Origin of the sequence: Brevibacillus fluminis (assembly GCF_003710825.1) — a bacterium.
In the GTDB taxonomy this organism is placed as follows: domain Bacteria; phylum Bacillota; class Bacilli; order Brevibacillales; family Brevibacillaceae; genus Brevibacillus_D; species Brevibacillus_D fluminis.
Map to the genome: position 1 here is coordinate 290780 of NZ_RHHQ01000008.1, position 21973 is coordinate 312752.

Consider the following 21973-nt stretch of genomic DNA (forward strand, 5'->3'; position numbering starts at 1 on the left):
AAGAGGAGCACGGAAATGAGTAAACCCGTTTCAATCGCTTATATCGTCGCTTTCTTAACGATACTTTTCGGATTCACCATCGCCAGCATTTTCACGGCTCATAAAGACATCTCTGCCATCGAAAACAGAACGTTAAGCAAGCTGCCCGATTTTAGCTTTGCAGCTATTACAACACCCCGTTTTTTCGAAAACATGAATCAATATTTCAATGACCAGATCGTGTTTCGCAACGAAATGGTGAAACTGTATCAAAAGCAGCAAAATTCCAGTCTGTTTAACTCCATGCTGTTCGAAAACATGCTTCGCGATCGAACGCAATCCAAACCCGAAGACGGAACGGTCGTAAACGATTCGCGCACCGTGTCCAATTTGGTTCTGATCAATGAAAAGTGGATTATGCCGGTTCCGGATAAAACCGTTCATACAAACGAAATTGACGCTGCCACGGCAAAATTAAACGCAGCGTTCGCCAACGCCGAGGCTCAAAAAACCGAAACGTTTTTCGTTTTTAATCCGTCGAGAACGATCTCATTGATGCATTTGTATCCTCCTTACATGCAAACGGACGCTTATGCCAGATCGAGAGACTATTTCTTGTCGAAGCTCGACAAAAAAATAAACGTCGTAGATATTCGCAAAAAGTTTGATACCTTTACGAACGCGCAGCGGGAAGGCATGTACTTAGAAACCGACCATCATTGGAATATCAAAGGCGCCTTTACGGCTTATCAAGAAATGATACGCCAACTTTCAAGCAAGTCTGCCCTTTTTAAAGGTAAGCCGATGTCGCTCTACGATATCAACGTTTCATCTTTAACGGATGGCCGTTTCGACGGAAGCTATAACAGGCAAAGCAATAATGCTATTGATCCCCAAAACGCCGATCGAACGATGATTTATGAACCGAAAACGCCGTTTACTTTTCAACATTTTGAAGTGATTAATGGAGATGGAACCCAAACCATTCGAGATTTTCGCGATTTTTATGGATACAAAAAAGGACAAAGTACGGTTTCTTACGGCACCTTCTTTGGCGGAGACAGACGCAAAATCACGTATGAAAACCCGAAAGCAGGCAACCAGCTGCGGGTCCTGTTACTGAAAGATTCATTCATGAATCCGATAACACCATATTTGGCCCAAAGCTTTCACCAACTAACGGTTTACGACAATCGTTACTACCCGGAATTCAGCTTGAAAAAAATCTTATCAAGCGAGCACTATGACATCCTGATTATCGCTTTGCATGATGATAATCTGTTTAGCAACAATTATGATTTTGAAAAAAAGGTGAGCAAGTAAGAAAATCGTTTGGCCAACGCGAAATCACTTCTCTTGAAAAGTGATTCGACGTTGGCCTGTTTTATTTATCATGGAACGGGAACCGCCGACCTCTGCAGATCCAATGAAAGGGACGCGGCAAAACACCTGACCTCTTCATGAAATCGGTCCGGCACCTTTGTTACGATCTGATGGTTTACACCCGAAATAATGACAGTGCGGGCATTCGGCGCGTGCTTTTCGATCAACTGGGCATATGGGTGCATCCGCTGGTCTTCTTGACCGCACAGGAGAAGCAAGGGCGATGAGATTTCCGATAGACGCGCTGTACAATTTTCTGCATGCCCTGCCCGATACAGTTGGAGCAGTGTCGATGAATCCGTATTTTCCATATGGGAAATCCACTGTTTCTGAATCACCGGATCATCGACGTGAGAGGAAGCGATGGAACTGGCAAGAAGTCCAATGCCATGCATCGCAGTCAAAGCTTCGGCCATGTAGAAACGCGTATGTAGAAACAGTTCGTTCACCTCAGAAAATCCACTCACCAGAATGCCCCCGGCAAAAAGGTTAGGTGACGCAAGCAAGCATTCCAATGCAAGCGGACCGCCCTGCGAATAACCGCATACAATTGCTTTTTGATCGGTGATGCGGGCAAGCAGCTCACATAGCTGCCCCGCGATTGCAGATAAAGAAAAGGACTCAGGTATCGGTGAGCTGTCACCGTGGCCCGGTAGATCAGGGATGATCAGTTGAAAGTGGTCTGCCAAGGCATGTTGGGCGAAAAAATTTACGTGCCCGATAGCGGGTGCATGAATGAACAGAAGCGGCGCACCGCTTCCTAACTGCTGAAACGAGTAAACCTGTCCGTTCGCTAGCGTGATCTGGTTCAGTCGAGCCACATCCTTTCCAATATCTACAGCCTTTTGTATAGGATGAGCGGAATGATGGGATTTTATCTCCTTCATGTTTTCAAAAACTCATCCGATAGTACCTTCTTTTGGATGGGAACGATTGCCTACTGCATTTATGAGTGTCATTCGGTAAACCCGAATAGCTTCATGCCGGGAAACGGTTATTTAAACGTGCTTAATGAAGGGAATCCTTGGTACCCTCGCCTCATTGGTTTATTTCGTACTCGTTTTTTGGTATCAAGAAAAGTTCAAATATATGTTCATCACGCTTGGTATACTTGGAATACTGTGTTTCTTTCTCGGGTATCCGCTGTTGTTTTAAACAATAAATAAAACGATGTTTTACGGAGGCGATCCCTTATACTTCGAGCGGTTCATATCTTTCCTAAGTTCCCAAATCTCGATAAGATTGAAAAATTACGCAAGAAATATGATTCCTTATACGGTCTCATACCTCCTCATATCACCCTCGTATTTCCATTCGAAAGTGATCGTAGTCTGGCCGACCTTCATACTCATTTCGTTGCCTCCGTTGACAAAGTTCGACCTTTTAAACTTTGCGTAAACGGAATAACAGCAACATCAGACAATTATTTGTTTCTCAATGTGACTGAAGGTTCAAATAAAATAAAAGATCTTCATGACCGTCTATACACCGGCATTCTACGCGGTTTCTTAAATGAACAAATACCTTATACGCCACATATTACCGTTGGAAGATTCCCTTATACTGCTGCGCTTGAACGGGCTTTTGCGGTTACTCAAGGTTTTTCCGAAACATTTGAATGCTACGTCACAGAGATAACCGTCGAGAGCATAAAAGACGATCAAAGTTCAGTAATTGAATTCACTGTCCCATTGGGCATCAATGATTTTACTAAATAACGAAAAGTAATTTTGTGTTTTTAGGTAATATCCTTCTGTTAAACAAATGAATGAAAAGAGTGTTCAAATGGCCTACATCATCGGAACGATTATTTGGTTGTCTCTCGTCGGAATCAGTATCTTCATCTGGTTTTCACCAGATGGAATTTTCTTTATCCTTTCGAAATTGATCTCACTTGCTCTTGGCATTGGCAGTACTGTTGTTTATTTGATTTACCTCCTCATCATTTTTTTCATAAAACGAAATGTGGTCGGTATATGGATTGTCGTTGGACTCCTCATTTTTATAGTAGGATTTTTATGGAATGTGGGATTACTAAAAAGCTTCTTCCACTGACAAAATGGGCATTTTATTACGCTACAAATCTGTTCCACGCGGTAACATTATTCATGTAAGCACGTCAAATTAGTAACAACGAATTCGAGGTGAATACCTTTGTGGATGAAACTTTCTGCCCTCATTTTGAACATTCTGCTTGGGATCGCAGGGTTTTATGTTTTGATGTTTGTCTTACTAACTGGAGGTGCACTTGGTAGTCGGTCCCCAAGTCCCACTCCCTTAGGCTATTTGGTCATTCTCGTTTACGTTTTACTTTGTTTCGGAACCAATTATCCTTTTGCCAAAAGGTCCTCCAAAATTTGGAGGTACTGCCTGACGAGTGTTTTAGTATGGCTTTGTTCATTTTTCATTACCATTCTTTTATAGCTGCTGCCCATGTACAATGAAGTGTCGCTCGCACGCGGCACTTTTGGGCGCGGCAAATACTTGACTGACCGTTCTTAAAAGAGTATAGTCACGATAACAAGGCAGGTGAACGATCATGGCACGACATAAAGAGTTCGATCAAGAGGTAGCGCTGGATAAAGCGATGGAGCTGTTTTGGCAAAAAGGCTACGACCGGACGTCCATGCAAGATTTGTGTGAGCATCTGGGGATTCATCGGGGCAGCCTGTACGATACGTTTGGCGACAAGCACCAGCTGTTTTTGGCCTGCATCGATCGCTTTCAGGAGACGGCGCACGAGTCGTTTTATTCGATTTTGCAGGAAACCGGCGATTCCCGTGAGCTGCTCGAGCGCTTTTTCAACCGGGTGATCGACAGCTCCATCGACAACGCCAGCCTGCGTCGCGGGTGCTTTATGGCCAATGCGACGATGGGTGTCGCCGTGTTTGAGCCGAGCGTGGCGAGTCGGGTAGAAGCTTATTTTTTGCAGCAGGAGACATGGTTTTATCGCTTTTTGCTGCGCGCGCAAAAAAACGGAGAGCTGAAAGGAAAACAACATATCCGCGAGCTGGCGCGCTTTCTGGTGAACACGAAGCAAGGTCTGCATGTTTTGGCCAAATCCGCTTCGGACCGCAGCACAATGGATGATACCGTAAAAGTGACACTTTCGTTTCTGTTTTAATTTTTTTTACGCTTTTCTTGAACGATCATTCTTAAATTATTCGAGGAGGTTTCTCATGAAACGAATGCTCTGGGTTTTACTGGTGATGTCGATCGGGGCAACCTTTCCTTCATCTCTGTTCCCGCTTTACCAGGAACAGTTCCATTTGAGCAGCTTGCAGCTGACCATCCTGTTCGCATCGTACGCAGCGGCTTTGCTGCCTGCGCTGCTTATCATCGGTTCGCGCGGCAGCGCGTGGGGCTTGAAAAAAGTTCTGCGCACCAGCATCCTGCTCTCGCTTTTGTCGACGCTTGTGTTTCTTTTGGGCAATCAGGCATGGATGCTCTTTCTCGGGCGCATCTTGGAGGGAATTGCGTTCGGCGCCTTCACCGGGACGGCTGTCGCCTTTTTGCTGCAGCAAAGCCCGGCCCATGAAACTGGGAGAGCGCTGCGCTTCTCCGCCATCGTCAATACGGTCGGCTTCGGACTCGGACCTGCTATCACCGGATTAGTGATCCAATACATTCAGCTTCAGCCGATGCATCTCCCGTACGGCATTTTGACCGTGCTGCTTGCAAGCGGAGCGTTCGCGCTGGAGACGTTGGCCGATACAGCCTCGCCGCAAACAACATATGCTCCGGCGAAAATTTCACTCGGGGTCCCAAGTGCGATCCGCCCGTATTTCTGGTCGTTCATTGCACTGCCGATTTTCATGGTGTTCACGCTCAATGGCGTCGTACTCTCGTTGATCCCAAGCTTCGTCAAAAACGTGATCCACAGCTCCAACCTCGCTGTGTCCGGTTTGTTGATCCTCGTCCTGTTCGGAATCGCGGCTGTTTCCCAGCTGTTTGGCTGGCCCAGGCAGTCCATCACTCGCGTGCGGTTTGGCGTCGTCTTGCTGGCGTTGGGTGCCTGGTTTACCGTCATTTCCGGCCAGACGGCGAATCTTGGCTTGCTGTGGACCGGCATTTTCATTCAGGCGATCGGGATGGGGTGGACGTTCCAAGGCAGTCTGCAGCTGGCGGGGCGACTGCCGAAGCCGGAAGAACGGAACAAGGTGATCTCGACCTATTACTTGGCTGGCTATGCGGGGTTCATCGTGCCGATCGTCGGTGTGGGGATGCTTACCTTCCTTTTCGCCCTCAACCTGGCGCTCATTTTACTGAACATCGTGGCAAGCGCCGTCATCCTGTACATTTTCCTGTTTTCGTTCCGGTTTGAACGGTTTTACAACAAGCTGCACCAAACGAGCCATATGTCCGAGTAAAATAACTTTTTAGGGGGATCGAATACAGGAAACAGCCGCGGACTAAGACTTGAAAAATAATGTCTTAGTCTGCCGCTGCTGTTCTATTTTACGGATTCACTTCAATCTGAACGGTGGCTTTTTTCCCCACGTTCGGGAGTAGACTCCATCTGATTAACAAAAACATTCGGGCCCATTTTGAGATTTCTCGGGTTGTTTCTCTTCCCCCTCTTCAAAAGCAAGTAGAGCGTTAACTCCATGACTAAGAATAGCACCCGCTCGGGTAGAAGCCGCTACGAGCAATGCCTCCATAACTTCTTCCATGGAACCACCCAAACCCTTGAACTTCTTCACATGTACACCGATGCAATAAGGACACCCGGTGACGTGTGCCACGGTAATTGCGATCAATTCTTTGGTTCGCTCAGGCAGTACTTGTGCGGTTTGATACACCTGATGTTCAAAATTCAGAAAGGCAGCTGCTGCTTCAGGACTAAGCTTACCTAAATCCGGAATCCGTTGAAGATTTGCGGGATCATAATACGTTTTCACATCAATCAGCTCCTTATCATTCTTCAGAGTAGAACAATTTGTTCACTGGTCTGATTGTATTTGAATGACAAGGGCGTTATCTGTGACAAGGTCACCTTAAGATGAAATCTGTTCAAGCATATCACGCTAATACGGTTCCTTGCATTGCCGCCGGTTGGCGGCTTTTTTTGTTCATGAGGCTGATGCTTTCACACCCTCTTGTCTGGAATCAGCTTGCCTACATGTAACCGATTGCGCTGTCATTCGTACTAGATACCAGTTCATGTAAGTGAGCGGGTTTTCCGTGCTTTTCATGCTGTTCGTGATCGGTTCCATCGCGCTGCTCATCCTCGTCACGCTTGGGGTCGCGATTTATCAATCTTTCGTGAAGAAAAAAATGGTGGAGCATTACTACACGCCATTTGACCATATTTTCGGACAAACACAAGTGGAGTATCATACGGAAAAGGTGGAAAAGAAAGAGGAGGAAGAAGGGGAAGGCGATGATAAAGACAAAAACCGTCGTATAGCATCGACAACGGTTTGAAGGTGATTCCTGCTCGGCAATCTCGGTTCAAATAGGTGGATGCTGCGGGACGGACCGCTTTTTTCATGTAAATCTGCTTCTGTCTTGAAAAAAGCGATCCTTCTGCCTGCCTATGGCTTTATGTTCAAGCTTCCAAGCCATAAGTGGCATGATTGCGAAGCAGCTCACGAATATTGCTCAAATATGGCATGAGCTCCTCTGCGTCGGCAATCGACTTCCAGGCGATCTGCTGGATCTCATTATCGGTCGTGCCGATCTCACCGCCCGTTATTTCCCCACGGAAAGTGATGAATGTGGCATGATGGCTGCCGACCACCTTTTCGGTAATGTGCACGATATCCGACACTTGCACATGGAGGCCGGTTTCCTCTCGCGCTTCCCGCACCGCTGCTTGCGCCAAAAGCTCGCCATGCTCGCGTCTCCCGCCAGGCAGACTCCAATGCCTTTCATTTTTTACCGTCAGCACTTGATCGGTTGCTTCATCGTAGAGCAAAACGTAGACTACGTCGACGTGGAGTAGGTTCATAGATTTTTTCCTCGATTCTATTAAAAGATGGTTATGACGATAAGGAAGGAGCTTCTGCAATGAACGTACTTGTGCTCTTCCTGCCTGGGGGGCTTGTTTCATTACTGGCCGCGGCGCTTAATCTGCAGCTTTCATCTTGCCTATTTGGTCTGGTCTCGATAATCATCGGGATGATTGAGTTCTGCGCTGTGATCTACTTTGGAAAGAAAGGCTGTCGTTCTTCCTAGCGTTGGGTGAAGCTTTTGAGCGGCTGTTTAGCATTGAATACATTTGCGAATTTACTCTCACTCGGTTTGTGGCGGGATGGAATTATTTAAAAGAATTAGCACCACTGCTGGACAATCCGTTCAAACATCGGTATAAATAAATGCAAATCCTCGATCCAGTATCGACCGATAAGGTGATGAAATGGGACTTACGCATGAATTTTATCTAACCAATTTCCCCGCATTGCAAGAAACCGAAGATATGATTGTACTGCATGATGATCTCATCAGCTATATCTGGGATTCATTGAACTGGCTGCCGACGTTTAATGCTTCAACGAAAGAGGAGCATTCCGGCTTACACTATCACGGCATTACCTTAATTCCCAAAAACAGTGCCCCGCTTTTTAAATCTATCATTCTAGCATGGTGTTCGCTCTTTTCACTTGGCCCCCAAACAATTGAACTTACGGGTCGCTATGTCATCGATGGAGACGGCATGGGCAACTATGAAAAGTGCTTTTTTTCCAAAGACGAACTAGTGAAAACCTTGTCTACTCTTGCGGAATTGCTCGACCGAGTACAAGATGACAACCAGTGCATCCTCCATCACGGAATCTGACGGTTATCCTATCTTTTCCCCAACACCTGCTCCACCAGCCGCTTGGGGGCTGCGCGCAAATAAGCTTCCTTGATCAAGCCCTCTAGCATCTCCCAATTCTCGGGCTGCTTGACCGACACCCAGCCGTGTTGGCCGATGTACGGCGTTTTAAAAAATGGTTCCTGCTGAATCAAAAACGCCTGGTTCTCGCGGTTGGACTTGAAAGACAGGCTTGGCCCCTCATCGCTGTCGCCCATGATGATGAATGACTTCCCTTTTACTTTGCAGGTCGTATGGCCGAACCCGTCGACGATCTCCTCCACCTCCGGCAATGACCGGCAAATCCGACGAACCTCTTCGAGCATTTCCAAGCCTTTTTTCGATGTAATCGACTTCCCGTTTGACAACACGTGCACGCCCCTTTCACTTGTTCTTCTCATCGCACATTCGTTGGTTTCACGATCTTACCCATTATCACAACAAAAAACAAGTCACACCACCTGGCGTCTCTCTTCTTCCATTTCTATGAAAAGGCGAGATATCCCTTTCGTTTTCCACATCATGAACTGAATGGACGAGTGGCTCGGCTTTTTGTCGAACAAGGAGAAGATGATGACTTGTTCGGCCATCCGGACACGCCATGCTTTTCATTGTAAATTTTGGTTAAAATTGCATGTATTTTGTGTTAAGGTAGTACTGATCCACGTTCAAATCCACCATAAAGGAGTGCCCGGCTTGTATACCGTCTCTCTGGAGGCTGCCTTCCGCGAACAGAAGGACCGCATCGGCTCCAAGGCGTTGCAATTGTCCAGGCTGATGCGGGAACATTTTTACATTCCCGATGGGTTTGTCATCACCGCGGAAGCGTTGGCGCATTTTCTCGATGTACACCGCATGGCGAACAGCGCGGATTTTCAGGATCGCACAGAACGGTTTTTGCAAACTGCGATCCCCGATGAGATTCGTGCCGAAATCGCCGCTGCCTACCGCCGCTTGACCGGTTCCACCGGTTGCTCGGTCGCTGTCCGCTCCTCCGCCTCTGCTGAAGACTTGCAGGAAGCCTCATTTGCAGGTCAGTACGAAACCATTTTGCACGTCACCGATTTCGACCACCTCCTCTCCGCCATCAAACGCTGCTGGCTCTCGCTCTTTTCTGATCAAGTCGCCCACTACGCCGCCACCAAGCAACTATCGCTCACCAATTTCCCGATGGGAATCCTCGTCCAGCAAATGATCGCCGCTGATGTCTCCGGCGTCGTGTTCACCATGAATCCTGTCACGGGAAGCGCAAACGAAATCATCATCAACGCCAGCTATGGACTAGGCGAATCGATCGTCTCCGGCCTAGTCACCCCCGACTCATTCACTGTTCACAAACATACGGAACAGCTTACCAAAGAACTTGGGCCAAAAGAATTGAAAATCGTCCCAGCCGTTCGCGAAACCCGCGAAATGGAAACAACCGAATCAGAGCAAACCCAATTTTGCCTCGATGACACAGCCGTTCTCGCCATCGCGCGAGAGGCGCAACGAATTGAAATCTTGTATCAGCAGCCCGTAGATATTGAGTTTGCGATCAAAGAAGAGCAGCTCTACCTTTTGCAGGTTCGCCCCATTACGACTTAGGAGGGATCCGGATGCTTCAGCTGGCTGATTTCCAAAACAAGCTTTTGCTTGGCGACGAGGACAAAAAACAAGGCTTCTGGGTGCAGGATGATGTTCATCTTGCCCACGTCGTCAGCCCTCTTTTCGCCTCGTTCCAAATACCGGCCATGACCGACGGCACCAAAAAGGCGTTTGAACATCTTCAGATGCCGATGAGCCAGTTCGTCATGAAGCTATCGGACGGCCGGATTTATCAACAAACGCTTCCCTATCCCGGCGACGCCCAAGCGCGCATCGAAGCGCATAAAAAGGCGGTAAAGCCGCTGCTGCCTGTGCTCAAGCAGCGGTTGCTCGATTATGTAGAAGCCGATTTCCTCCCCTTTTACTCATCACTCGACCGCTCCACCCAAACGATCCGCACATTGGCAGAAGCACGCCAACAGGTGCTTGCGCTGCATTCATTTTACGAGCGCGCCTGGCAGCTCCATTTCGAGATCGTGATGCCGCGAACCTCGCTATCCATGGCTTTGGAGCAGCTGTACAGCCAGTTGACGGGCGATCCGCAAAGCACCTATGTGTATGAGCTTCTGACCGGCGTCATGAACAAAACGCTTGAGACGGACAGAGGGCTGTGGAAGCTGGCGCAAGCCGCTCATGACACACAAGAGGTAAAGACGCTCCTGCTGGCAACGCCGGTCAGCGAACTAGCCCACCGACTTGCCCAAAGCGAGGAAGGACGCGCCTTTTTGACACGCGTGCAGTCGTTTCTGGACGAATACGGCTACCGCACGCCCAATTCTCATGAATTTGTCGATGAGACCTGGGTGGAAAATCCGGTGCACGCCTTGTCCATCATCGTCTCGTACTTGCAAAAGGAATACGATTTTGATGCGCATTTCGCGCAAATCGTTTGTGAACGGGAAAGCAAGGCACAGGCGGTTTTGGACAAAATGCCGGAGGGGGATGCGAAGGAGCAGTTTGTGCATTTGTATCAATGGGCACTTGATTCGTGGGGATTGGATGAAGACCATCACTTTTATATCGACGCGATGCTTCCTGCCAAATCACGGCTCTTCTTGCTGCGGGTAGGAGAGCTGCTCGTGCAGGCGGAAGCACTTGCGGAGCGCAATGATATTTTTTATCTATATTTGGATGAGCTGATCTCCCTTTTGGATGAGCCCATACCTGCCGATTCGCTTATCGATTCTCGGAAGCAAGCGTATCAGGAGCAAAAGTCGGCCAAAGCCGTACCATTTTACGGAACCCCTCCGAAAATCGACGGAGATGATCCGGTGCTCGAACGGGTTTTCGGTACCAAGCAGGCTGCCGTGGATGAAACGAAGCAAAGCTTCAGTGGATACGCCGCTTCACAGGGCAGCTATACCGGGACTGTTAAAGTGGTGCGGGGGCCGGAGGAATTCGCCAAGGTGCAAAAAGGCGACATCCTCGTGTGCCGAACGACGACGCCTCCTTGGACGGTGCTGTTTTCGCTTGTCGGTGCAGTCGTGACAGATGCTGGCGGGATCTTGTCTCACGCAGGGACGGTCGCGCGGGAATACAAGCTGCCTTCTGTCGTAGGAACCAAAGTGGCGACATCGGTCTTGCGGGATGGGGATACAGTGACCGTCGACGGGACGAACGGAGTTGTCCATTTTGGGAGGGAATAAGCACCATTTCATCATTCTCGCCATCCTGGCAGGGACGTTTCTCGTTCCCGTCAATTCGACCATGATCGCGGTCGGCTTGCCTAGCATTTCGCAATCGCTCGGAAGTGGGCTTGCCAGCTCCTCCTGGATCATTACGGTTTATTTGATCGTGATGACCGTGCTGCAGCCAATCGCAGGCAAGCTTGGGGATCTGTACGGGAATCGGCGAATGTTTTTGCTCGGCATGTTTCTCTTTCTGCTGTCGTCCACGGCGTGCATCTTTTCGACGAATTTGCTGTGGCTCATCTCATTTCGCGCCGTGCAGGCCGTCGGCGGCGCTTTGGCATCGCCAAATGCCAGCGCGATTCTCCGCTTTGTCACACCTCGGGAAAGACTGGGTAAAGCATTTGGCGTCTTCGGCTTGACGATGGGGCTGGGTGCGGCGATCGGGCCTCTGGTCGGTTCGCTCTTAATCAGCCAGTGGGGCTGGACCTCCATCTTTTGGATCAATCTGCCATTCGCCTTGTTTTCGCTTTTGGCGGCATTCGTTTTGCTGCCCAAACGCACGCCAACCGTTCGCGCTGCGCTAGATTGGGTTGGCTCAGTGCTGCTTGCGATAAGCCTTGTCACACTGATTTTAGTCGTGTCGCACCCTGCATTTTTATCGGTTTGGACGATTGCGCTGTTCGGCCTTTCCACCGCCTTGTTCATCGTCCAGGAACGGCGCAGCGGCGCACCCTTGATCGAATTCGCCTTATTTCGCAACCGAGCGTTTACCAGCGCTAATCTGTCTATTTTGCTCAGCAACGCGGTTATGTACAGCACGATCCTAATCATGCCGATCTTACTGCAAACCGAGCTGCTTTTCCCCGTAACGACCATCGGCATGCTCCTGTTCGTCTTTTCGCTCGCTTCCTCGCTGTGCTCGTTTGCGGGCGGCCACCTCGAATCGCGTCTGGGCAAAAAGCGAACCGTGCTGCTCTCGTTTCTGTTTTCCGCGCTCGGCGCCCTGGCATATTTAGGCATCAGTGTGACGCACTCGCTGGCTTATTTGTACCTGGCGATGGCGATCGGTGGAATCGGCGCCGGCATCGGCATGGCCTCGATGCAGACAGCTTCCTTGACTTCCGTGCCCAAGGAGATGTCCGGGATTGCCTCCGGGATTTTTTCCACCTTCCGTTATGTGGGCGGCATGATCGCGTCAGTTCTGGTCAGCCTGTCCATCGGGCACGGGCTGCTTTTTTCCCTGTTGCTGCTGTTCGCGCTGGTCGGGGTTCCCGTCTCGCTTGGGCTGGGGGAAGCGATCGGGCCTGGCCACGCCGCGAAACAGAAGAATGTCGGCGCTTGAGAACGTGTTGAATACGTAAGGGGCATCCGCTTAAAGGAAGCTACGTGCTTCTTTACGGATGCCCCCTTTTTCATTTTTTAGCACGGCCGGTTAAGCCTCTCAACCCGCCGCTTGTAACAATTCCTCGCGATCTGCATACGCTTCCTGAACGAACATAGCGGCGATGGCTGCGATCAGTCCAGCGATCCCGATGAAAAGAAAGTTCATTTGGAAGGACAAATTCATGGTTAGCAGAACACCCACGAGTGTTGGAGCGACAACGCCGCCGATGCGGCCGAAGCCAAATGACATCCCCAATCCGGTCGATCTGATTTGCGCAGGGTAGTATTCGGCAACAAATGCATTTGCGATATTTTGAGCACCGATGGAGGCTGCCCCGATCACGGCGGTCAGCGTATAAATGACGGCAATGTCCAGCTTGAATCCCAATAAGAGAAACGCGATTCCACCCGAGGCATACAGCGGAACCAGCACTTTTTTAAAGCCAAACCGGTTCGTCAAGGTGCCAAGTACAATGGTCCCGACGATCGCACCCAGATTTAAAAAGACAACGAACATCATGCTGGATCCTAAATCATAACCCGCGCTCAGCATCAATTTCGGCAGCCATGTGCTCATTGCATAAATCAGGACAAAGGCGCAGAAAAAACAGATCCAAAACATTAATGTACTCACCGTACGCTTCTTTTCAAACAGTTTCACAATCGGAGAACCAGCGTGCTTGCTGCCCAGCTTTTCAAACGTGAGCGAATTCGGAAGCGGATTGGCCGGATTGGCACGGCGGAGAACCGCACGAAGCTCATCCTCTTTTCCTTTTGCTAGGAGCGAGCTGATCGATTCCGGCAAAAAGGAGACCAAAATGGGAACGAACAGAAGCGGAATGCCGGCGATCCAAAAGATCGGTTTCCAACCCATAGCCGGCAGTAGGCTTTTCCCAATCATCGCCGCCGCAACCGACCCGATGGAATACCCGCAGAACACGATGGATACCAGCGCATTTCGGATTGCTTTCGGCGTATAATCGGCTGTCAACGCGATCACATTCGGCATTACCCCGCCGAGCCCTAAGCCCGCTATGATACGGAATACGGTGAACATCACGGGTCCATTTGCAAAACCAGCCAATGCGGTAAATAGGCTGAACTGTAGCACGGAAAAAATGATGACTTTTTTTCGCCCGATCTTATCGGCAGCAAATCCGAACAAAATGGCGCCGATCGCCGTGCCAATGGCGGTGTAACTGCCAATCGCCCCGACCTCAATCGGTGTTAACGACCATTCCTTCATGAGAAACGGAACAGACAAGCCATATAAGACCACATCATAGCCATCAAAAACGATAATGAGAAAACACCAGAAGATCAACATCATGTGAAAGCGGTTAAATTTTGCTTGATCGATCAGCTGATTTGCACGAATTTGTTCCATCCAGTCAACCCCTTGCCAGCGCCCATAACGCTTATTTTTTGACTTATCTGTATTTTTATCGTAAAGCCTTTCCAACCGATAAGATACCGACACGACTTACGAAAATCGCTTTTCCTTTCCTACACGGCATACGATGAATAGGAAGATGGGAACGAAAAGAAGCAGTGCGCAAGAGGCATGATAGCCGCAATCGCACTGCTTGATGTGTTGTTCGCTTTATCGTATCAAAGAGGCCCGAACGGATTCGGGTATCGTCACTGCTTTTGGACTTCCTTCCGCAAAAGATGTCCACGCCCGCACTTCATATCCGCTTGCCAGCAACGTTTCTCCTCTATAGAAAGCATGCTCCAGTTTGAACACTTTATCTCTGAGCTCAAGCACCTGTGTTTCAACATGGATCTCGTCTTCAAAGCATGCCGGCTTTTTAAACACGCAATGCGTTTCTAGCAGCGGCAGGGCGATTTTTTCATGGACAAAAAGGGACGACAAAGGAAGCTCGATCGAATGAAACAGCCCCCCTGTCGCTTGATCCATCCACTTATAAAAATTGGGGTAAAAAACAATCCCTGCCGCGTCCGTGTCTCCCCACGCCACTTTGAACGTATACACCGATTTCAACATCCTGCTCGTCCCTTTCGCATGACCTCATCCTACCGTCGCATCTATGGTCTATGGCAGCAGCGGAAAAAATTCATCGAGAATTTCCTGATGCCCGTTATTTTCAGTGTAAGCCTCTTCTCTTTGCAGACCGAGCGCTTCCATTATCGGCAAATCGCTGGTCGAAAATAAATACGTATCGTCTGACGATAGATTCACATGCTCATGCCATGCCCAGTTGGGCACCACAAAGAAGTCACCCTGGGACCAATTATATTTCACACCGTTGATCACCGAATAACCGGTTCCTTTAAAAACATGATAGATGGTCGCACTGGTATGACGATGGGCTTTCGACCGGAAACCGGAAGGCAGCTTTTGCATCCACGAAGCGATATTCGGATGAGCGGTTGCTCCATTCGATGGATTGATATACTCCACTGCATGCCCATCAAACGGATCGGGCGCGAATTCGCTCAACCCCGTGAGCGACTGCTCCGTCCCCTTCCACTTATACGAACCAAGCGGTGCGATTTGAGGCTTCCGATCCGCGATTGGTCGCACCATCCCCCCCATGTAACGTTTGGCGGAATAGTTGTCGGGAAGTGAAGGTTGCTCAATTTTGTCAGGATACGATTCAAAAAAGGTCCCGCCTAGGCCGTATATGAAGGGGATATCGAGGCAATCCATCCAAATCATCGGTTTGTCTCCCGGGTGGGAATGACCGTGCCAGAGCCCTTGTGGAGTAATGAGGAAATCCCCTTCCTCCATGAAAATTCGCTCGCCTTGCACGATGGAGTATGCCCCTTCACCTTGTGTGATAAAGCGGAGGGCGCTTTGTGTATGCCGATGCGAAGGTGCGGTTTCCCCAGGAAGAATCAGCTGAACAGCCGCATAGAGCGTCTGGGTGGTAGATGCCCATCCCCAAGGCTGACGGTTGACCAAGCCCGGGTTTTGCAAATAGATGGCGCGCCGTTCGCCGCCCCGCTCAGGCGTGAAGATTTCGGTCGCTTCCATCAGCTTTGCATAGAGCGTTTCCCACTTCCACAGATAAGGAAGGGCTTGCGGCTGGGGCTGCTTATGCATGAGATCAGGGATTGCACTCCACAGCGGTCCCAGATGGTAGCGTTCTATGTCCTTGGTAAAATTCTGAACAACCGCGCTTTGAAAAAAGTCCAATTTCTCTGCCATATCATGTTACACCCCTTTTACTTATGTTGATTTGCGGACGCATAGTGTTCGACATTCCGCTTGATTTGGCCCAGATGCTTTTCCAAATGCTCTACCACCAAATGGTCGACGACAAATGACATGGACTTGGTCCCGAAGCGGGGATTGCGGCTTGGGGCCTCAATCGCCAAATCATCATCTGTAAAAGACAGCAGGATCGTTTCGATCTCGGGTAAGCTTTCCAAGAGGTTATGCCGTACACCCGATACCGATCGCTGTGGCGCTGTCGCCACGGCTTCCAATCTGCCCTCATGCTGCAGCCCGCGCCCCCATTCCGTGCCAGGGGACTGGATGACACGCTGCATCTCATACAGCCAATAGGGGATCGCTTCTTCCACATGGCACAACACCTCCATGATGGACCACGATTCGTCGGAAGGCTTCCAGCGAATCTGCTCTTCGGAAAGAGTGCCTGTTACGTTCACGATTTCCTTGAGCAATGCATGTGTTTCCTCAGTTGCTTTCTGACTGCGGCTCATGTCATCCCTCCTGTCCCGTTTTTTTCACCTGATTTTCCAGAACGCCAATTCGGTCGATTTCAATGCGCACCACATCACCGTCTTGCAAAAAAACTTGAGGATTGCGTGCGACACCGACTCCTCCCGGTGTTCCGGTCAAAATCACATCCCCCGGCTCCAGCGTCATGAGCCCAGAGAGAAACTCCACTAAATAAGGAACCGTGAAGACGAGGTTTGCGGTGTTCGAGCGTTGGCGTTCTTCACCGTTGACTGTGAGCACAACTTCCAACCCAGCCGGATCGCCGAGCTCATCTTGCGTAACGAGCCATGGTCCCATCGGGGCGCTTCCCTCCACCGTTTTTCCTTGCAGCCACTGAATCGTTCTTCTTTGAATATCACGATAAGTCACGTCATTGGCGATGGTATAGCCGGCCACGTAATTCAGGGCTTGATCAGCGGAAACATTTCTCGCACGCTTCCCGATCACAAATGCCATTTCAGCTTCGTAATCCAATTGCTCGGAGATCGGATGGAACGGAATCGGATCCTGTGGCCCCACGATGGTATTGGCGAATTTGGCAAAGACCACCGGAACAGGCGGCAGCTCCCGTCCCATTTCCAAAATGTGCTCGCGGTAATTATGACCGACACAAATCATTTTTCCGGGCTGAAGCACCGGGGCTTCCAGCTTTACTTCATCGACGGGGATCACGACCCGATATTTCTGCTCCCGTGAGTCCGTTTGAATAAATTCAACGGCTTCTTTGGCAAGGGACAAGCTGGCATCGCCGCCTTGCAGGAACTCCACCATATTGGGGGGAACGTACGCTTCCGCGATTTGTTTTGCGCGCAAATGCCCGAGCGATTCCAATAACGACTGGTACGCATAGTTCAAATCGATGACCTGATTGTCAATCAAGCACCCAATGCGTGTGTGACCGTTCGTTTGATAGGTGACTAGCTTCATATTCCAACTCTCCTATGTAACGAGGTCGCCAACAGGCTTCCCTCACCATCTTTTTGTTGTTTTATTTCCACTATTCAGAACGAAATGACCGAATTCATCTGCCGAGGGTCACCTTGGTTCATACGTTTCCATTAGCCTGTCTTTCAATCGTCCTTTTTGAATCTTTCCGCTTGCGGTCAATGGTAAGTCGTCGACAAAAACAATCCGGTTTGGCACCTTATAGTCTGCAAGCTGTTGCTTCAAGTAGGATTTCATTTCTTCTTCCGTTGCCACAGCATTTTCTCGCAGTCTGACAGCGGCACAAACAATTTCACCCATAACCGAATCAGGTAAGCCCACTACAGCAGCTTCCATGATTTTGGGATGACGATAAAGCAATTCTTCGATTTCTCTCGGGTAGATGTTATAGCCACCGCGGATAATCATTTCTTTTTTGCGGCCAACAATTCGCAAATAGCCGTTTTGATCGAGCGTTCCCAAATCTCCTGTGTAATACCAGCCTTCTGTGTCCAATGCTTGGTGCGTTTGCTCCGGCGCTTGATAGTATCCTTTCATGACGCCCAAACTGCGGCAAACGATTTCGCCCACCTGGCCCGCTTCCAGCGTTTCTTTCTGGTCATTCACAATCTTGATCTCCGCTTCAAAAGCGCCCTTTCCAACCGTTTCCAGGATGTTGGTCTCTTCATCATCCAATAAGGTGAAGGTTACGGCGGCTGATGTTTCGGTTGCTCCGTAAGAGACACAAATGTTCAAGCCCATCTTTTCACGCAGCTGCTTGATCGTTTCGGCCGGACAAGGAGCAGCGGCGATGATGCCTGTTCGCAAAGACGAAAGGTTAAAGGTGGAGAAATCCGGGTGGTTGAGCTCCAGAATAAACATGGTCGGCACAGCATGATGGACCGTTACCCGCTCCTGCTCGATCAAGCGCAATGCGTCTACCGCTTTGTATTTTTCTTGCAAAACCATCCTTGCTTGGGATAGCAGCGTTGACATGAAACAAGAGATCATGCCGAATACATGAAAGAGCGGGACGGGCACTAAAAATACATCCTCAGCACCACAAGCCAATGTTTCAACGGTTTGCGCCGCGGTATAGATCACATTTTGATGTGTCAGCATCGCACCCTTAGGGAATCCTGTCGTGCCTGATGTGTAAAGGATGCAAAAGACATCCTCCACTGGATCGATATCCACGACAGGAAGCGTGCCTCCTCTTCCTTCAAGCAAAAGCTGGGCATAATCAGCCGCCTCGCTTCTCTTAAATCGAACGGTCACCACGTGTTCAACCAACGGGAGGAGCAAATCGATCCCGATATGTTCAGCGAATTCTTCACACACGAAAACGACTTTTGTCTGGGCGTTCTGCACGATATGCGCGACTTCATGGGACCGGTATCGGGTATTAAACGGTACAACGATCGCGCCGATTTTGGCAACGGCCAAATAAATCGCGGCTGTTTCGTGCCAATTCGGCAGACAAACACCGATCCGTTCCCCTTTTCGTACACCCATCCGTACCAGAGCCGCGGCGAGCGCCTCCACCTCTTCTTGCAGCTCGCAATAGGTCATTCTTCTGAACAAATCATAGAGGACCTCGTGATCCGGCCTTTGCTCTGCTGCCTGATCCAGTATTTGTGATACGGTAAGGTTTTTCCACTTCATTTTCCTGCATGACCTCACTTCCGCCTACAATCTCTCCCAGATCGCAGCGATCCCTTGCCCACCGCCGATGCACACGGAGGAAGCCCCATACGTTTTCCCCCTGCGACCCAATTCATAAAGTAATGACAACGTGATTCTTGAGCCCGAAGCAGCAAGCGGGTGTCCGATGGCAATTGCACCGCCATTCACATTGCCGATTTCCGGATCAAATCCTAATTCTTTTTGGCAAGCCAAGTATTGCGCTGAAAAAGCCTCATTGATTTCGATCAAATCCAAATCCGCAAGCTTCAAATGAGCAGACTGCAAGGCGTTTTGAATCGCAGGGACAGGGCCGATTCCCATGAATTGGGGTTCGACGCCGACCACATTCCACGAGACGAGCCGCGCAATCGGCTTCAAGCCTCTTTTCGCTGCGTATTCACCCGAGGTGACGATAACGGCTGCCGCTCCATCCACCATGCCGCTTGCGCTTCCCGGTGTAACGACGCCGTTTTCGATAAAACGCGCTTTTAATTTCCCGAGCTGTTCGAGGCTGGTGCTGCGCGGATGTTCATCGTGATGGACCTGTTTGTTGCCTTTTCGTCCGGCGACCGTGACGGGTACAATTTCTTCAGACAAGTAGCCCTTTTCCATTGCCGCAAGCGCCCGTTGATGACTGTGCAAAGCGTGCTGATCGATTTCCTCACGGGTAAGCCCGTACTTCGCTGCCACGTTTTCCGCAGTGACTCCCATCGTGCAGCCGCCGAATGTGTCATAAAGTCCGTCCCACACCCAATCCTCGACGACGGGTGCCCCTAGCGGACTTCCCCACCGCATTCCGCGGATCACGTGCGGTACCTGGCTCATGCTCTCCGTTCCTCCTGCCAGCGCAACATTCGCATCACCGGTCAAAATCATACGCGCGGCAGTCAGGATGGTTTCCAGCCCGGTGCCACACAAGCGATTGATGGTCACGGCAGGAACATGCACCGGGAGTCCCGCCTTTAAGCCAACATGACGGGCTAAATAATGGGCATCCCGGCTGGATTGCTGGACATTGCCAAATACAACCTGATCAATCTCTGCAGGATCGACCTGCGCTTTTCGAATGGCTTCCTTTGCAGCGATGACGCCCAAATCGGTCGCCGTAATCTCGCGAAAGGAGCCGCTTATTTCAGCAAAAGGCGTTCGCGCCCCATCGATCAAGACAATTTCCTTATTCATCGAACGCCCTACCTTCCCACAAACTGCGGCTTTCTCTTTTCGGCGAACGCCGTCATTCCTTCGTTGCGGTCTTCACTGACGAAAGCATTGCCAAAGCAAGCGGTCTCCAGGTCAAGAGCGGTATTCAATTCAGTGCCTGCTCCGCGATTGACGGCAACCTTCAGCATTTTCATTGCGACGGACGGCTTTTCGGCAAGCTTCAATGCCCACTCATTGGCACGGTTCATCAGCTCTTCTACAGGAACTACTTGATTGACGATGCCATACGCATATGCCTGTGCCGCCGGGATTATCTCGCCAAAATACATCAATTCCTTCGCGCGCGCTTGCCCGATCAGTCTTTGCAGGCGCTGCGTTCCCCCTCCCCCAGGGATGATGCCGAGATTGATTTCCGGCAGTCCGAATTTGGCTTTTTCCGAACAAATGCGCAGGTCGCAGGCTAGCGCCAACTCGCAGCCTCCCCCCAAAGCCAAGCCATGAATCGCTGCAATGACGGGCTTCGATAAGCTTTCAATGCGCTCGGTCGCTCTGCGTGAAGCGACACCCATGCGCGCTACTTCCTCTGCATCCAGCTTCATCATCTCGGTAATATCCGCGCCCGCTCCGAACGCCTTCTCCCCTTTTCCCGTGATGATGACGGCTTTCACTTGATCATCCTCTTCGATCTTCTCGAGCAATTGAAAGAATTCCATATATAGCTGCTTATTGAATGGATTCATTGGTGGACGGTTCAACGTGATCGTCGCCACTTTATTCTCAACGAAATACTCCAAGGTTTGCCACTGCATGCAGATCATCTCCTGTATTTTTAATGTTCCGACATTATGAGTTGTAATCGTACCAACCAGCACCCGTTTTCTTGCCTAAACGTCCTGCGCGAATCAAGCGTTTCAAGCTGAGCGGAGCAGCGAATCGGTCGTCTTTGAACTCTTCATAAAAGTAATCCATCACATGCATGCCGATATCCACACCGGCGAAATCCTGCAGGGTAAACGGACCCATGGGGTAATTCAAACCAAGCGTGACTGCTTTATCCACATCCTCAGGACTTGCAACGCCCTCTTCCACCAGCCGGATTGCTTCAATGAACTGCGGGATCATCACTCGATTGACGATAAATCCAGGAGAGTCTTTCTTCACCTCGATCGGTTCCTTGCCCAAATCTCTGGAGATACTCATCAGCGTTGCGACGGTGTCGTCACTCGTTTTGTACCCTCGCACCACTTCCACCAGTTTCATGATTTGGGGCGGATTAAAGAAGTGCATGCCAGCTACGCGGTCTTGTCTTTTCGTCGCTTCCGCGATGGCGGTAATCGACATGGAGGACGTGTTGGTTGCGATAATGGCATCTGGCTGGAGGATATCATCCAAACGACTGAACATCTCCTTTTTCACGTCCAGATCCTCGACGATCGCTTCAATCACAAGTCCGGCTCTTTCCATCTGGCCGAGTTCCGTGGTTGTTGTCACCCGCGCCAACGTCTCATCCTTTTCGGCCTCCGTCATTTTTCCTTTGCTGATGCTTTTGTTCATCATGCCATTCATTCGATCAATGGCCTTGTTTAGCAACGTTTCATTCAAGTCCCACAAGATGACCGTAAAACCGCTCAGAGCCGCCAAATGAGCGATGCCTCCACCCATTGTTCCTGCTCCGACTATACCGATCACGCGTTTATCCACTATGTTCATCCTTTCTGAAGCTGATTT

At 49.9% G+C, this 21973-nt stretch carries 23 protein-coding genes; 10 read left to right on the plus strand and 13 right to left on the minus strand.

The features are described 5' to 3' along the window. The first annotated feature begins 15 nt into the window (after positions 1-15). A complete protein-coding gene (locus tag EDM56_RS10810; RefSeq protein WP_122917917.1) occupies positions 16-1302 on the plus strand; it encodes a DHHW family protein in 1287 nt (428 codons plus the stop codon). 68 nt (positions 1303-1370) lie between these two features. Here the strand turns inward: EDM56_RS10810 and EDM56_RS10815 are convergent, their stop codons facing one another. After that, positions 1371-2249 (minus strand): alpha/beta fold hydrolase, encoded by an 879-nt coding sequence (locus EDM56_RS10815; protein ID WP_246009343.1) that lies wholly within the window; start codon positions 2247-2249, stop codon positions 1371-1373. 354 nt (positions 2250-2603) lie between these two features. Here EDM56_RS10815 and EDM56_RS32225 point away from each other — a divergent pair, with 354 nt between their 5' ends. The 3 genes from EDM56_RS32225 to EDM56_RS10835 all read left to right on the plus strand — a co-directional run bounded on the left by EDM56_RS32225 (position 2604) and on the right by EDM56_RS10835 (position 5732). Beyond that, positions 2604-3080 (plus strand): 2'-5' RNA ligase family protein, encoded by a 477-nt coding sequence (locus EDM56_RS32225; protein WP_425456303.1) that lies wholly within the window; start codon positions 2604-2606, stop codon positions 3078-3080. Between the two features lie 821 nt (positions 3081-3901). Beyond that, on the plus strand, positions 3902-4486 hold the full coding sequence (locus EDM56_RS10830; RefSeq protein ID WP_122917920.1) for a TetR/AcrR family transcriptional regulator: 585 nt from the start codon (positions 3902-3904) through the stop codon (positions 4484-4486). 55 nt (positions 4487-4541) lie between these two features. Beyond that, the gene (locus EDM56_RS10835; RefSeq protein WP_122917921.1) at positions 4542-5732 is read left to right on the plus strand and encodes an MFS transporter; all 1191 of its coding nucleotides are present in this window, start codon (positions 4542-4544) and stop codon (positions 5730-5732) included. A 153-nt stretch (positions 5733-5885) separates the two neighbouring features. Here EDM56_RS10835 and EDM56_RS10840 read toward each other — a convergent pair whose 3' ends face one another. Then, the gene (locus EDM56_RS10840; protein WP_122917922.1) at positions 5886-6272 is read right to left on the minus strand and encodes a carboxymuconolactone decarboxylase family protein; all 387 of its coding nucleotides are present in this window, start codon (positions 6270-6272) and stop codon (positions 5886-5888) included. A 283-nt stretch (positions 6273-6555) separates the two neighbouring features. Between EDM56_RS10840 and EDM56_RS10845 the strand changes: the two genes are divergently transcribed. Continuing rightward, positions 6556-6789, plus strand: a complete 234-nt coding sequence (locus EDM56_RS10845; RefSeq protein WP_246009362.1) for a DUF3951 domain-containing protein — start codon at positions 6556-6558, stop codon at positions 6787-6789. A gap of 124 nt (positions 6790-6913) precedes the next feature. Here EDM56_RS10845 and EDM56_RS10850 read toward each other — a convergent pair whose 3' ends face one another. Further along, complete coding sequence (locus EDM56_RS10850) at positions 6914-7315, minus strand: NUDIX hydrolase (RefSeq protein WP_122917924.1); 402 nt, start codon at positions 7313-7315, stop codon at positions 6914-6916. 59 nt (positions 7316-7374) lie between these two features. Between EDM56_RS10850 and EDM56_RS31470 the strand changes: the two genes are divergently transcribed. Then, positions 7375-7542, plus strand: coding sequence for a hypothetical protein (locus tag EDM56_RS31470; protein ID WP_183192388.1), 168 nt, complete (start codon positions 7375-7377; stop codon positions 7540-7542). Between the two features lie 181 nt (positions 7543-7723). Then, on the plus strand, positions 7724-8143 hold the full coding sequence (locus EDM56_RS10855; protein WP_122917925.1) for a coproporphyrinogen III oxidase: 420 nt from the start codon (positions 7724-7726) through the stop codon (positions 8141-8143). Positions 8144-8151: 8 nt separating this feature from the next. Here the strand turns inward: EDM56_RS10855 and EDM56_RS10860 are convergent, their stop codons facing one another. Then, the gene (locus tag EDM56_RS10860) at positions 8152-8532 is read right to left on the minus strand and encodes an MmcQ/YjbR family DNA-binding protein (RefSeq protein WP_122917926.1); all 381 of its coding nucleotides are present in this window, start codon (positions 8530-8532) and stop codon (positions 8152-8154) included. 325 nt (positions 8533-8857) lie between these two features. Here EDM56_RS10860 and EDM56_RS10865 point away from each other — a divergent pair, with 325 nt between their 5' ends. The 3 genes from EDM56_RS10865 to EDM56_RS10875 are packed head-to-tail and all read left to right on the plus strand — an operon-like array spanning position 8858 to position 12721. Then, entirely contained in the window at positions 8858-9748 is an 891-nt protein-coding gene (locus EDM56_RS10865; RefSeq protein WP_183192389.1) for a PEP/pyruvate-binding domain-containing protein, read from the plus strand. A gap of 11 nt (positions 9749-9759) precedes the next feature. Beyond that, positions 9760-11394, plus strand: coding sequence for a PEP-utilizing enzyme (locus tag EDM56_RS10870; protein ID WP_122917928.1), 1635 nt, complete (start codon positions 9760-9762; stop codon positions 11392-11394). Continuing rightward, positions 11381-12721 carry an MFS transporter gene (locus tag EDM56_RS10875; protein ID WP_122917929.1) on the plus strand — a complete coding sequence of 447 codons (1341 nt, stop codon included), beginning with the start codon at positions 11381-11383 and terminating at the stop codon, positions 12719-12721. The genes EDM56_RS10870 and EDM56_RS10875 overlap by 14 nt, the downstream gene beginning before the upstream one ends. A 99-nt stretch (positions 12722-12820) precedes the next feature. On the opposite strand, the gene EDM56_RS10880 is transcribed toward EDM56_RS10875, so the two are convergent. The 9 genes from EDM56_RS10880 to EDM56_RS10920 all read right to left on the minus strand — a co-directional run bounded on the left by EDM56_RS10880 (position 12821) and on the right by EDM56_RS10920 (position 21955). Next, on the minus strand, positions 12821-14149 hold the full coding sequence (locus EDM56_RS10880) for an MFS transporter (protein WP_122917930.1): 1329 nt from the start codon (positions 14147-14149) through the stop codon (positions 12821-12823). A gap of 216 nt (positions 14150-14365) precedes the next feature. Beyond that, positions 14366-14770: an acyl-CoA thioesterase gene (locus tag EDM56_RS10885; RefSeq protein WP_122917931.1), complete on the minus strand. Its 405-nt coding sequence runs from the start codon at positions 14768-14770 to the stop codon at positions 14366-14368. Positions 14771-14818: 48 nt separating this feature from the next. Further along, a complete protein-coding gene (locus EDM56_RS10890; protein WP_122917932.1) occupies positions 14819-15937 on the minus strand; it encodes a cupin domain-containing protein in 1119 nt (372 codons plus the stop codon). A gap of 17 nt (positions 15938-15954) precedes the next feature. Then, the gene (locus EDM56_RS10895; protein ID WP_122917933.1) at positions 15955-16455 is read right to left on the minus strand and encodes a DinB family protein; all 501 of its coding nucleotides are present in this window, start codon (positions 16453-16455) and stop codon (positions 15955-15957) included. A 1-nt stretch (position 16456) separates the two neighbouring features. Further along, positions 16457-17401, minus strand: coding sequence for a fumarylacetoacetate hydrolase family protein (locus tag EDM56_RS10900; protein WP_122917934.1), 945 nt, complete (start codon positions 17399-17401; stop codon positions 16457-16459). Positions 17402-17509: 108 nt separating this feature from the next. Beyond that, positions 17510-19063 (minus strand): class I adenylate-forming enzyme family protein, encoded by a 1554-nt coding sequence (locus EDM56_RS10905; RefSeq protein WP_122917935.1) that lies wholly within the window; start codon positions 19061-19063, stop codon positions 17510-17512. Between the two features lie 24 nt (positions 19064-19087). Next, positions 19088-20266: an acetyl-CoA C-acetyltransferase gene (locus tag EDM56_RS10910; RefSeq protein ID WP_122917936.1), complete on the minus strand. Its 1179-nt coding sequence runs from the start codon at positions 20264-20266 to the stop codon at positions 19088-19090. A gap of 8 nt (positions 20267-20274) precedes the next feature. Then, positions 20275-21054 (minus strand): enoyl-CoA hydratase/isomerase family protein, encoded by a 780-nt coding sequence (locus EDM56_RS10915; protein ID WP_122917937.1) that lies wholly within the window; start codon positions 21052-21054, stop codon positions 20275-20277. A gap of 34 nt (positions 21055-21088) precedes the next feature. Beyond that, a complete protein-coding gene (locus EDM56_RS10920) occupies positions 21089-21955 on the minus strand; it encodes a 3-hydroxyacyl-CoA dehydrogenase family protein (RefSeq protein ID WP_122918269.1) in 867 nt (288 codons plus the stop codon). Positions 21956-21973: the final 18 nt, after the last annotated feature.